We start from the raw sequence: 12,389 nt of genomic DNA, 5'->3' as shown, positions 1-12,389 counted from the left end.
CCGTCCGCATTTTCCTCCGTTTCCGCCCGGCCGCTGGCTTTCCGGCCCCGGCCCGGTCGTCGCGCACCGTCGAAGGAGCATCCGCAGCATGAGCAGCGAGCGTCTGGCCGGCCTTCTCGACGAGTACGCGGAGCTGGAGAAGCGGTTGGCCGATCCGGCCATCCACGCCGACCAGGCCACCGCGCGCAGGGTCGGCCGCCGGTACGCCGAGCTGGTGCCGCTGCACAAGGCCGCCGACGAGTTGGAGCAGGCCCGCGCCGATCTGGCCGCGGCTCGCGAGCTGGCCGCCGAGGACCCGTCCTTCGCGGCTGAGGCGGATGTCATCGCCGGCTCCCTGCCGGTGCTGGAGGAGCGGCTCGCCGAGCTGCTCATGCCGCGCGACCCGCACGACGCCAAGGACGTGATCGTCGAGATCAAGGCCGGTGAGGGTGGCGAGGAGTCGGCGCTGTTCGCCGGTGACCTGTTGCGGATGTACACCCGGTACGCCGAGCGGCACGGCTGGGTCACGGAGGTGATCGACGCACAGGATTCCGACCTCGGCGGGGTCAAGGACGTCTCCCTGGCGATCAAGACCAAGGGTGTACCGGACGGCGGCAACGGCGTCTGGTCGCGGCTCAAGTGGGAGGGCGGCGTGCACCGGGTGCAGCGTGTCCCGGTGACCGAGTCGCAGGGCCGGATCCACACCAGCGCCGCCGGGGTGCTGGTGCTGCCGGAGGCCGAGGACGTCGACGTCACGATCGACCAGAACGAATTGCGCATCGACGTGTTCCGCTCGTCCGGTCCGGGTGGCCAGTCGGTGAACACCACCGACTCGGCGGTGCGGATCACCCACCTGCCGACCGGCATCGTCGTCTCCTGCCAGAACGAGAAGTCCCAGTTGCAGAACCGGGAGCAGGCGATGCGGATCCTGCGGGCGCGGCTGCTCGCGGCCGCCCAGGAGCAGGCCGACGCCGCCGCCTCGGACGCGCGCAAGGCGCAGGTGCGCACCGTGGACCGCTCGGAGCGGATCCGCACCTACAACTTCCCGCAGAACCGGATCACCGATCACCGGATCGGCTACACCGCGTACAACCTGGATCTGGCACTCGGCGGCGAGCTGGACGGGGTGCTGGACGCCCTCACCGAGGCCGACCGGGCCGCCCGGCTCGCCGGCGACACCGAGCTGACCCGCCGCTGACCGCAACCGCCATCGACGCCAGCGCCGGCGCTGGCGCCGGCGCCGGCGCGCGCCAGCCGGCCGGGGTCAGCTCGCGCGGGGGCGGGTCTTGGCGCGGAGCATCTCGCGGTCGGCCTGCTCGAACGCGACGCTGAGCGCGTCGCGCAGCCCGCTGCCACCGGAGACCTCGGCGAAGCCGATGCTGACCCCGACCGGGGTGCCGGGGACCAACGACTCCCAGTCCTCCAGGCGGACGGCGGCTTCGATCCGGCGGGCCACCTCGGCGGCCTCGGTCATGCCGGTGTCCGGCAGCACCACCACGAATTCGTCACCGCCGTAGCGGGCCACGAAGTCGCCCCGACGCATCACCCGGTTGATCACGCCGGCGATGCGTTGCAGCACCAGGTCGCCGGAGTGGTGCCCGTGCCGGGTGTTGACCGCCTTGAAGCCGTCCAGGTCGCAGACGCCGATCACCACCCGATCGCCGCGGGTGACCACGGCCGTGATGTAGCGCTCCAACCGGCGGCGGTTGGGCAGCCCGGTGAGCGGGTCGGTCAACGCCTCGCCCTCGAAGCGTGCCGCCTCGCGGCGCATCTCCTCGTGGTCGATGCGGGCGGCGATGCCGTCGATGTAGACGTCGCGCAGCCGGTCGTTGCGCTGCGCGGCGAGCCGGAACGCCAGCCGGTCGGCCCGGTGCGCCGCCAGGTGGTCCCCGGCGCGGGTCAACGCGATGCTGCGCAGCCGGGCCGGCTCGGCCGCCCCGAGCGTCTCGTTGGAGACCTGGACGGTGTCCAGTCGGGCGACCGCCTCGATCGGCCGACCGTCGGCGACGGCGAGGCACACCTGCCCGAGTTGACGCAGGTCGCGGGCGCGGGCGCTGTCTCCGCCGTGGGTGATCAACCGGGCCGGCTCGGGGCCTTCGGTCGCCACCTGGTCGCCGAGCGCGGCCTGTCGGGCCGCCGCGTAGCCGTACGCGGCGAGGCTGCTCGGGCGTAGCTGGCTGGCCCGCCCGGCGCGGACGAAGCGGGTCAGGTCGGCGGCCACGTCCCGGAGCACCCGCAGACAACCGTCGCTGTCGCCGTTGTGGTCCAGGGCCACGGCGTTGCGCAGCCGGATGCCCGGCGCGGCGAACGTCTCCTCCGGGATCCCGGCGGTCAGCCCGAGCTGACGGGCCCGTTCGATGGCCCCCAGGGCGTACCCGTGGAAGCTGAGGTAGCTGTAGGCCATGGCCAGGTCGTGCCAGCCCCAGGCGGTGTCCCGGTCCGGGTCGGCGACCGCGCCCAGCGCCCGGGCCGCCCGGACGAGGTGCATGACGCAGCGGTCCAGTGCGCCCTGGTGGTGCGCGGCGAGCGCAGCAAGGGCGTTGAGGTGACCGTGCAGATAGGGCTCGGCGAGGTCGCGGACCGCCGCCGATGCCTCTTCGATGGCCCGGGTGAACTCCGCGGTCCGACCGAGATTGATCAGCGCGGAGAGGCGCTGCACCATCGCGTCCGCTCGCGCCGCCGGGTCGTTGGTGGTGCGGATCACACGCTCCAGCAGGACGTACGCCTCCGCGGAGCGGCTAGCCTCCTGCAACGCCCGGGCGTGCGTCAGGGCGTCAACCTGGTCATCGACCCGGTCGAGCCAGCCCACCCGCCAACCTCCTGTCGTGCGCGCCTGGGCGCACCTGTTCGTCACGCCGCCCGCGACGCTTCATGATTATGTCGTGAGTACTTTGCCGCAACACCCCCCCGAAGGGACAGGCCCCATCCGGCCGTCCGCCGCGGTGGCCCGAGCGGCCCGCGCGCTCGCCGCCGCCGGGGTCGGCTCCGCCCGGGTGGAGGCCGAGTTGCTGGCGGCGTACGTGCTCGGGGTTCCCCGGGGTCGGTTGGCTCTCGCCGACGACCTCAGCGACGACCAGTTGGTGCGGCTCGACGAGTTGACGCGCCGCCGCGTCGCGCGGGAGCCGTTGCAGCACCTGACCGGTCGGGCCGGGTTCCGGCACCTGGAGCTGTCGGTCGGCCCGGGTGTCTTCGTGCCCAGGCCGGAGACCGAGCTGTTGGCCGGCTGGGGTGTCGAGCAGGCCCAGGGCTGGCCCGACCCGGTGGTGGTGGACCTGTGCAGCGGCTCGGGCGCGATCGCCCTGGCGGTGGCTCAGGAGCTGCCGGGAGCGCGGGTGATCGCGGTGGAGCGGTCCCCGGCGGCGCTGGCCTGGTTGCGGCGCAACGCGGCGGAGCGCGCCGCGGCGGGAGACCGACCGATCGAGGTCGTCGAGGCCGATGTGACCGCGCCGGACCTGCTGGCCGAGCTGGTGGGCCGGGTGGACGTGCTGCTCTGCAACCCGCCGTACGTGCCGGACGACGTGGTGGTTGCGCCGGAGGTGGCCGGGCACGACCCGGCGGAGGCGGTCTTCGGTGGCGCGGACGGCCTGGTGGTGATCCGGCCGGTCGTCGCCCGGGCGGCGGTGTTGTTGCGCCCGGGGGGCGTGTTCGGCGTCGAACACGACGACACCCACGGCGCGGCGGTGCCCGAGCTGCTCGCCCAGGACGGCGGCTTCACCGCTGTGGAGGAGCATCTGGACCTCACCGGGCGTCCCCGCTACGCGACCGCGTCCCGACGGGCGGACGGCCAGCACGCCCCGATCGAGGCGGCGTGGCAGACTGACTCCTCGTGATGCTCTACGACTGCCGGTCGCCCGCCGACCGGGACCGCGGCATCGCTGCGGCGATCGAGGCGGTCAAGAACGGCGAGCTGGTCGTTCTTCCGACGGACACCGTGTATGGGATCGGCGCGGACGCGTTCACCCCGTACGCGGTGAAGGCGCTGCTCGATGCCAAGGGCCGGGGGCGGCAGATGCCGCCGCCGGTGCTGATCGGCTCGCGGCACACCCTGGACGGGTTGGTCTTCTCGCTGCCCACGGCCGCACGGGACCTCGTGGAGGCGTTCTGGCCGGGTGCCCTGACGATCGTGGTCGAGCACTCGCCGAGCCTTCAGTGGGACCTGGGCGACAAGACCGGCACGGTGGCGGTGCGGATGCCGCTGCACCCGGTGGCGTTGGAGGTGCTGCGCGAAACCGGTCCGATGGCGGTCTCGTCGGCCAACAAGACCGGCCAGCCGGCTGCGGTCACCGCCGACGAGGCGCGTGACCAGCTCAGCTACTCGGTGCGGGCCTATCTGGAGGCCGGCCCCTGCCCGGACCCGGTGCCCAGCACGATCGTGGATCTGACCGGTGAGGTGCCGCAGTTGCTGCGGGCCGGGGCGATCCCGCTGGAGAAGCTGCGTGACGTGGTTCCGGATCTCGTCGACGGTCGGGCGGTCTGAGTGCCCCCGTTCACTGTTCTGCACGTCTGCATGGGCAACATCTGCCGCTCGCCGATGGCGGAGCGGCTGCTCGCCCTGGCCGTGCGGGAGCGGCTGACCCGGCGTTCGCAGGACCCGGCCCAGGCCGAGGAGTTGGTGCACAGCCACAGCGCCGGCACGGGTGGCTGGCACGCGGGCGAGGAGATGAACCCGCCGGCGGCACGACAGGTCACCGGCCGTGGTGGGGACGTGGCCGGGTTCGCCGCGCGCAAGCTGCGCTCGGACCACATCGACGCCGCCGACCTGGTCCTGACCGCCACCGCCGACCAGCAGGAGTACGTGGTGGCGCTTCGTCCGGACGCGGCGGCCCGCACGTTCGTGCTGGGCGAGTTCGGCCGGCTGCTGGCCGCGGTGGACGCCGCCGCGCTGCCGCCGGGTGACGCCACCCCGGAGGCCGTGTACGCCCGGGGGGTGGCCCTGGTGGCGGCGGCTCACGACGCGCGGCTGGGCGCTTCGGCTCTGGCCACCGATGATCTGGACGACCCGTGGGGTCGTGGCGACCAGTGCTTCAGCCGGGTCGCCGACGAGATCGAGGAGACGGTCCACCCGCTGGCCGGCGCGCTGCTGCCCTGAGCGTGGTGCGAGTTTCCTCCGGGTTTGGGGAAAACCCAGGGCTAAAGGGGCGTTCCGGGTCATTCTGAACGGGTCCTAGCGTGACCGGCTCCTGCGGGGAGAGCTGATGATCCGGGCCCAACTCGACAAACTGCTGACCGTGGTGATCGCCGGAGTGCTGGCCGGATTGGTGCTGGCCGCCGCCGCCCTACCCGCGGCCCTGGTCTTCGGGATCGGCTTCAGCGCCCTGTCGACGCCGTACTCGGAGCTGCCGAACACACTCCGGACGCCGCCCACCGCGCAGCGCTCCAACCTCTACGCCAACGACGGCACCACCCTGATCACCTCCTTCTACCAGGAGGACCGGGTGGACGTGCCGCTGCACGAGGTGGCTCCGGTGATGCGCCGGGCGATCGTGGCCGCCGAGGACGTCCGGTTCTACCAGCACAGCGGGGTCGACCTGCGGGGCGTGGTGCGCGCGTTCACCGTCAACAAGCGCGACGGCCGGACCCGGCAGGGCGCCTCCACGCTGACCATGCAGTACGTCCGTAACGTGCTCAGCAACGATCCCCGACTGACCGAGGCGCAGCGCGACGCCGCCACCGAACTCACCACCGTCCGCAAGCTCCAGGAGATGCGGTACGCGCTCGCGTTGGAGCGGGAACTCGACAAGGACGAGATCCTGACCCGCTACCTCAACATCGCCTACTTCGGTGCCGGGGCGTACGGCATCGCGGCGGCCAGCAAGCGGTACTTCTCCCGCTCCCCGGCCGAGCTGACCCTGGCCCAGGCGGCACTGCTCGCCGGTCTGGTGCGTTCGCCGGACAGCGACGATCCGATCAACGGCGACGCCGACAGCGCGGTGGCCCGGCGGTCGTACGTGTTGGAGCGGCTGGTGGAGACGGGGCAGGTGCCGGCGGACGCGGCGGCGGCGGCGCGTGCGGAGCCGTTGCAACTGCGGCCCAGCGAGACCCCGAACGACTGCACGGGCGTACCCGACGCCCACAACGACTGGGGCTTCTTCTGCGACTGGTTCACCCGCTGGTGGAGCAGCCAGTCCGCGTTCGGGGCGACCGCCGACGAGCGGCAGCGCGCGCTGCGCCGGGGCGGGTTCTCCATCGTGTCGTCGCTGGACCCGGGGGTGCAGCGGGCCACCACCGAGCAGGTGCTGAAGATCTACCCGACGACCAGGGCCGAGGCGGTGCCCACCGCCGTGGTGCAACCGGGCACCGGGCGGGTGCTGGCGATGTCGGTGAACCGGAACTACAGCGTGGCGGACAACCCGGTCGGGCAGAAGAACCGTCCGAACACCGTCAACCAGTTGATCGCCGGCGGCGGCGCGATCGAGGGGTACCAGGGCGGCTCGACGTTCAAGCTCTTCACCCTGCTGGCCGCGCTGGAGTCCGGCCTGCCGTTGTCGACCGACTTCGTGGCGCCGACCCAGTTGCTCACCCGCTTCCCGGTGACCGGGGGAGCGAGCTGCGACGGACGGTGGTGCCCGGCGAACGCCAGCCCGTCGTCGATGGACGGGCCCCGCACCATGTGGAGCGCGTTCGGTCGCTCGGTGAACACGTACTTCGCCTGGCTCACCGAGAAGGTCGGCGCCGACCGGGTGGTGGAGATGGCCGAGCGGCTCGGCATCGTGCTGCGGGCCGAGTCCGACGCCAAGCTGGCCCGCTACGGCGCGAAGGACTGGGGTCCGTTCACCCTGGGCGTGGCCGCGACCACCCCGTTGGACCTGGCCAGCGCGTACGCCACGGTGGCGGCCGAGGGGACCTGGTGTGCACCGCTGCCGGTGGTCTCGATCACCGACTCGGGCGGCCGGCCGGTCGACGCCGCCAAGCCGGACTGCCGACAGGTGCTCGACCCCGACGTGGCGCGGGCGGCCACCGACGCGGCCCGCTGCCCGGTCGGCGACCAGTCGATGTACGGGCGCTGCGACGGCGCCACCGCACCCGGGTTGCGGGCGAAGCTCGGCCGTCCGGTGGCGGGCAAGACCGGCAGTTCGGAACGGTACGAGACGGAGACGGTGGTGGCGTTCACGCCGCAGCTCGCGGTCGCCTCGATGGCCGCGAACCCGGACGATCCCCGGGATGCGGTCGGTCAGGCGGTGCAGGCCCAGATGGTGAACGCGGTCGGCGAGGTGCTCGCCTCCGCCCTGCGCGACCAACCGGTCCGCGACTTCGTCCCGCCGAGCGAACGAACCGCCTTCCAAACCCAACCCCAAGCCGGCAACTAACCCCACCCCACCCCACCCCACCCCGCCCACCCCAGCCCGGCCCCGCCCAGTCGATCATGGAGTTGTGGTGGGCGTTGAATCCATGAGCGCCCTTTTTGTGAGGCACCACAACTCCAAGATCGACGCGGGGTAGCGCGCGACGCGCGGGTAGGGCGCACCCCGGCCCGGGCCCCGCCCCGCCCCACTCCCGCGATCTTGCAATTTCTGTCGCGACAAAAGGTGCCGAAGCTCTCAAATCGACAACACAAAGTGCAAGATCGCGGGAGTGGGGCGGGCGGGAGTGGGGCGGGCGGGAGTGGGGGGCGGGCGGGGCGGGCGGGGCTGGTGGCGCGGGGCGGTCAGCGGGGTTGTTCGGCGTTGCGGGCTATGTTGCGGGCCATTCCGCCGAAGACCACAGCGTGGAACGGGGCCACCGACTTCCAGTAGGCGTGCCCCGGCAGGCCGCGCGGCAGGAAGACGGCGCGTTGCTGGTAGCGGCTGCGGCCGTCGTCGGCCGGCAGTACCCGCATCTCCAGCCAGGCTCGGCCGGGTAGCCGCATCTCGGCGCGCAGTCGCAGCAACTCGCCCGGGACGATCTCCTCGACCCGCCAGAAGTCCAGCGCCTCACCGACCTGGAGGCGGTGCGGGTCGCGTCGGCCCCGACGTAGCCCGACCCCTCCGACCAGCCGGTCCAGCCAGCCGCGGATCGACCAGGCGAGGGGGAACGAGTACCAGCCGTGTTCGCCGCCGACGCCCTCGACGACCCGCCAGAGTGCCGCGGGTGGCGCGTCCACCGTCCGCTCCCGGACGTCGGTGTAGGCGGTGCCGCCGGACCACACCGGGTCGGTGGGCAGCGGCTCGGCGGGTGCGTACGGGCCGCTCGCGTTCGACCAGCGGGTCTCCACCTGGGCGTCGCGCACCTTGGTCAGCGCCAGCGCCACCGCGTCGTCGAAGCCGGTCAGCCCGCCCGGCGGGTCCGGGACGTAGCGGGCGATGTCATGTTCGTCAGCGACCGCCTCCTGGATCAGGCTCTCCACCAGCGGGCGGGCGATCTTGTTCGGCACCGGGGTGATCAGGCCGACCCAGTGCGAGGAGAGCGACGGGGTGAGCGCCCGGACCGGCACGATGATCCGCCGGCGCAGCCCGGCCACCCGGGCGTAGCGCTGCATCATGTCGCGGAAGGTGAGCACGTCCGGCCCGCCGATGTCGAAGCCCCGGTTGACCTCCTCCGGCAGGGCGGTGCAGCCGACCAGGTAGCTCAGCACGTCGCGGACGGCGATCGGCTGGATCCGGTTGCGCACCCAGCGTGGCGTGATCATGGCGGGTAGCCGCTCGGTCAGGTACCGCAGCATCTCGAACGACGCCGAGCCGGACCCGATGATCACCGCGGCCCGGAGCACCGCCGTGGGCACCCCGCTGGCCAGCAGGATCCGGCCCACCTCGGCCCGGGAGCGCAGGTGCGGCGAGGGGACCGCGTCGGTCGCCGGCAGCGGACCGCCCAGGTAGACGATCCGACGTACGCCGGCCGCGCGCGCCGCCGCCGCGAAGTTGGTCGCCGCCGTGCGGTCGGCCGCCTCGAAGTCGGACCGGCCCAACGAGTGCACCAGGAAGTACGCGACGTCCACGTCGGCGAACGCGGCGGCCAGCGTCTCCGGTCGACTCAGGTCTCCTTCGACGATCTCGGCCGCCGAGGCCCAGGGCACGTCGCGCAGCCGCACCGCCTTGCGGGCGAGGCAACGCACGGTGTGCCCGTCGGCGAGCAGTAGCGGCGTCAGCCGCCCGCCGATGTAGCCGGTCGCTCCGGTGACGAGGCATCTCACAGGTCCCAGTCTGCGGCCCCCTAGACTCGTTCGCTGTGGAGACCGAGACGAGCACCTTCTGGGGGCCGGATTTCGCGCAGCTCAGGGCCACCGACCCGGAGATCGCCGGGGTGGTCCTCGGCGAGTTGGACCGGTTGCGCGGCGGCCTGCAGCTCATCGCCAGCGAGAACCTGACCTCGCCGGCGGTGCTGGCCGCGCTCGGTTCGACGCTGACCAACAAGTACGCCGAGGGTTACCCGGGCCGGCGCTACTACGGCGGCTGCGCCGAGGTGGACCGGGCCGAGGAGATCGGCATCGCCCGGGCGAAGGAGCTCTTCGGAGCCGAGCACGCCAACCTCCAGCCGCACTCCGGGGCGAGCGCCAACCTGGCCGCGTACGCCGCGTTGGTGCAGCCGGGGGACACGGTGCTGGCGATGGACCTGCCGCACGGCGGGCACCTCACCCACGGCAGTCGGGTGAACTTCTCCGGCAGGTGGTTCCACCCGGTCGGCTACCCGGTGCGGCCGGACACCGAGCTGATCGACTACGACGAGGTACGGGACCTGGCGCGGGCGCACCGACCCAAGCTGATCATCTGTGGGGCCACCGCGTACCCGCGCCTGATCGACTTCGCGCGGTTCCGGGAGATCGCCGACGAGGTCGGCGCGTACCTGATGGTGGACGCGGCCCACTTCATCGGCCTGGTCGCCGGGCGGGCGATCCCGTCTCCGGTGCCGTACGCCGACGTCGTCTGCGCCACCACCCACAAGGTGCTGCGCGGGCCGCGCGGCGGCATGATCCTGTGCCGCGAGTCGCTGGCCCAGCGGATCGACAAGGCGGTCTTCCCGTTCACCCAGGGCGGCCCGCTGATGCACGCGGTCGCCGCCAAGGCGGTCGCGCTGCGCGAGGCCGCCCAGCCGGAGTTCCAGACGTACGCCCGGCAGGTGGTCAGCAACGCCCAGGCGCTCGCCGCCGGGCTGGCCGACGAGGGGATGCGCCCGGTCTCCGGTGGCACCGACACCCACCTCGCCCTGATCGACCTGCGGGAGCTGGGGGTCACCGGCACCGAGGCCGAGCGCCGCTGCGACGCCGCGTCGATCACCCTGAACAAGAACGCCATCCCGTACGACCCGCAGCCCCCGATGGTGGCCTCCGGCATCCGGGTGGGCACGCCGAGCGTCACCACGCAGGGGATGCGCGAGGGGGAGCTGCGCCAGGTGGCGACCCTGATCGCCCGTGCGGTGCGCACCGATCCCGGTGCTCCGGGCGGGGCCGACGAGTTGACCCGGCTCGGTGCCGAGGTGTCCGAGCTGGTCGCGGCGTTCCCGGCGTATCCCCGTGGCTGAGCCCGGGGTGGTCGCGCCGGACACCGACCGGCGGTGGCGGCTGCGGCACCTGCCGGTGCTGTTGGGCGCGTCGGCGGCGCTCGCCGCGGTCGCCGCGGTGGTGGGCGGGGTGACCGGTGGCGTGACGGCCGCGCTCGGCGCGGCGGCCGGCGTGGGCGTCACGGTGCTCAGCTACACCCTCACCACTGTGGTGCTGGCCCGGGCCGACCAGGTCAACCCGCAGTTGCTGCTGCCGCTCGGGGTGGGCCTGTACGTGCTGAAGTTCAGCCTGCTGGGTGCGGTGCTGGTGGCGGTGGCGTCGACCGGTTGGCCCGGTTTGATCCCTCTCTGCCTTGGCATCGTCGCCGGGGTGGCAGTGTGGACAGCGGTGCACCTCTGGTGGCTGACCGCGGTGCACGCTCGCCGGCCGCGCGGCTGACCACGGTGCACGCTCGCCGGCCGCGCGGCTGACCTGGCGGTCGTCCCAACCAGCGGACGCGCCGCAATGTGTCGGCCTCCGGTCATTTTCCGACGGGCGGAAGGGGAGTAGCGTGCCCACAGACGACGGCGCCCACGAGAAGCCCACACAACCACGGTTGTGCGGGGGGTGAGGCACAGCCTCGTCTTCCCGGCTGATATCGTTCGCCCCGTCATGGCTGGTGACCAAACCCCCCGTCCCGCCGGCGAACCGGACGATTATCCGTCCGGCGCCGGTCAGGGTTGGACCGCGCTCAGCTACCTCATCGGAGGAATGCTCGTGTGGGGTTTCATCGGCTGGCTGGTCGACCAGTGGCTCGATACCGGTGGCGTGGCCACCGGGATCGGCGTCGTGCTCGGCGTGACCGGGGGGATCATCCTCGTCGTCCGTCGGCTCGGCACGCCTACTTAGGAAGGGACACGGTGTTCGGACAGGCGAACGTTCTGGCAGCGGGCCAGGCGGCATTCCCACCCAGTGTGGACGACTTCTACCTGCCCGCGATCGCGCCCTGGGGTGTGGAGAACGCTCCGTGGTTCACCAAGTTCACGCTGATGGTCTGGATCGCCGTCGGCGTTCTGATCATCTTCTTCCTGGCGACCTATCGGAACCCGAAGTTGGTGCCGACCAAGAAGCAGTGGTTCGCCGAGTCGATCTACGGCTTCGTCCGGAACAACATCTCGGTCGACATGATCGGTCACCAGGGCGTGCGGTTCGCTCCCTACTTCACGACGCTGTTCTGCTTCGTGTTGCTGACGAACGCGTTCGCGATCATTCCGCTCTTCCAGATCTCGCCGAACTCGCACATCGCCTTCCCGGCGATCCTCGCGGTGATCAGCTACGTGCTGTTCAACTACATCGGCATCCGGCACCACGGCTTCGGCAAATACTTCAAGCACGCCCTGATCCCGCCGGCACCGTGGTACATCCTGCCGCTGCTGGTCCCGATCGAGGCGTTCTCGACCTTCATCATCCGGCCGTTCTCGCTGGCCGTTCGTCTCTTCGCCAACATGTTCGCCGGCCACATGCTCCTGCTGGTCTTCACGCTCGGCGGCTTCGCGATGCTCAACGCCAACGCCTGGCTGGCGCCGATCTCGGTGGTCTCCTGGGTGATGACCGTGGCGCTGACCCTCCTCGAGGCGCTGGTCATCGTCCTGCAGGCCTACGTCTTCACCGTGCTGAGCGCCAGCTACATCCAGGGTGCGCTCGCCGAAGAGCACTGATCCACGCACCAACCGTTGTCGTCCCGCGTGAGAGTCACGCGTGATAACCAGGAGGAACCACTAATGGATTACGTCGCCGCGGTAGAGGGCAGCACCGCCGCCATCGGCTACGGCCTCGCGGCCATCGGCCCGGGCATCGGCGTTGGCCTGGTCTTCGCCGCCTACATCCAGTCGACCGCCCGGCAGCCCGAGTCGTCGCGCATGACCCTGCCGTACGTCTGGATCGGCTTCGCCGTCATCGAGGCGCTCGCGCTGTTCGGCATCGCCTTCGGCTTCATCTGGGCCGGCTGATCCCGCCCCTT

12 protein-coding genes are annotated in these 12,389 nt (G+C 72.0%); 10 read left to right on the top strand and 2 right to left on the bottom strand.

Annotated features, from left to right (window positions below):
* Positions 1-88: 88 nt before the first annotated feature.
* Positions 89-1,177 carry a peptide chain release factor 1 gene (prfA, locus tag ACIA47_RS19245; protein WP_396709527.1) on the top strand — a complete coding sequence of 363 codons (1,089 nt, stop codon included), beginning with the start codon at positions 89-91 and terminating at the stop codon, positions 1,175-1,177.
* Positions 1,178-1,243: 66 nt separating this feature from the next.
* Here prfA and ACIA47_RS19240 read toward each other — a convergent pair whose 3' ends face one another.
* Positions 1,244-2,788: a diguanylate cyclase gene (locus tag ACIA47_RS19240; RefSeq protein WP_112583594.1), complete on the bottom strand. Its 1,545-nt coding sequence runs from the start codon at positions 2,786-2,788 to the stop codon at positions 1,244-1,246.
* Between the two features lie 73 nt (positions 2,789-2,861).
* On the opposite strand from ACIA47_RS19240, the gene prmC reads away from it, so the two are divergent.
* The 4 genes from prmC to ACIA47_RS19220 all read left to right on the top strand — a co-directional run bounded on the left by prmC (position 2,862) and on the right by ACIA47_RS19220 (position 7,286).
* Entirely contained in the window at positions 2,862-3,809 is a 948-nt protein-coding gene (gene prmC, locus ACIA47_RS19235; protein WP_396709524.1) for a peptide chain release factor N(5)-glutamine methyltransferase, read from the top strand.
* Positions 3,809-4,456: an L-threonylcarbamoyladenylate synthase gene (locus tag ACIA47_RS19230; protein ID WP_091406475.1), complete on the top strand. Its 648-nt coding sequence runs from the start codon at positions 3,809-3,811 to the stop codon at positions 4,454-4,456. Before prmC ends, ACIA47_RS19230 begins: the two co-directional genes overlap by 1 nt.
* The gene (locus ACIA47_RS19225) at positions 4,457-5,068 is read left to right on the top strand and encodes a phosphotyrosine protein phosphatase (protein ID WP_112583592.1); all 612 of its coding nucleotides are present in this window, start codon (positions 4,457-4,459) and stop codon (positions 5,066-5,068) included.
* Between the two features lie 106 nt (positions 5,069-5,174).
* Complete coding sequence (locus ACIA47_RS19220; RefSeq protein ID WP_396709522.1) at positions 5,175-7,286, top strand: transglycosylase domain-containing protein; 2,112 nt, start codon at positions 5,175-5,177, stop codon at positions 7,284-7,286.
* A gap of 338 nt (positions 7,287-7,624) precedes the next feature.
* Here ACIA47_RS19220 and ACIA47_RS19215 read toward each other — a convergent pair whose 3' ends face one another.
* Positions 7,625-9,085, bottom strand: coding sequence for an SDR family oxidoreductase (locus ACIA47_RS19215; RefSeq protein WP_396709520.1), 1,461 nt, complete (start codon positions 9,083-9,085; stop codon positions 7,625-7,627).
* Between the two features lie 35 nt (positions 9,086-9,120).
* Here ACIA47_RS19215 and glyA point away from each other — a divergent pair, with 35 nt between their 5' ends.
* The 5 genes from glyA to ACIA47_RS19190 all read left to right on the top strand — a co-directional run bounded on the left by glyA (position 9,121) and on the right by ACIA47_RS19190 (position 12,378).
* On the top strand, positions 9,121-10,410 hold the full coding sequence (glyA, locus tag ACIA47_RS19210; RefSeq protein WP_203120475.1) for a serine hydroxymethyltransferase: 1,290 nt from the start codon (positions 9,121-9,123) through the stop codon (positions 10,408-10,410).
* Positions 10,403-10,828, top strand: a complete 426-nt coding sequence (locus tag ACIA47_RS19205) for a hypothetical protein (RefSeq protein WP_396709517.1) — start codon at positions 10,403-10,405, stop codon at positions 10,826-10,828. The genes glyA and ACIA47_RS19205 overlap by 8 nt, the downstream gene beginning before the upstream one ends.
* 213 nt (positions 10,829-11,041) lie before the next feature.
* Complete coding sequence (locus ACIA47_RS19200) at positions 11,042-11,278, top strand: AtpZ/AtpI family protein (RefSeq protein ID WP_091405894.1); 237 nt, start codon at positions 11,042-11,044, stop codon at positions 11,276-11,278.
* Between the two features lie 11 nt (positions 11,279-11,289).
* Positions 11,290-12,087, top strand: a complete 798-nt coding sequence (gene atpB / locus ACIA47_RS19195) for a F0F1 ATP synthase subunit A (protein ID WP_396709515.1) — start codon at positions 11,290-11,292, stop codon at positions 12,085-12,087.
* A gap of 63 nt (positions 12,088-12,150) precedes the next feature.
* Positions 12,151-12,378: an ATP synthase F0 subunit C gene (locus ACIA47_RS19190; protein WP_074314047.1), complete on the top strand. Its 228-nt coding sequence runs from the start codon at positions 12,151-12,153 to the stop codon at positions 12,376-12,378.
* Positions 12,379-12,389 lie beyond the last annotated feature (11 nt).

Source organism: Micromonospora sp. NPDC051227 (assembly GCF_044455385.1).
Lineage (GTDB): Bacteria > Actinomycetota > Actinomycetes > Mycobacteriales > Micromonosporaceae > Micromonospora.
The sequence above is the reverse complement of the archived record's forward strand: the minus strand, read 5'-3'. Positions and strand labels throughout refer to the sequence as shown.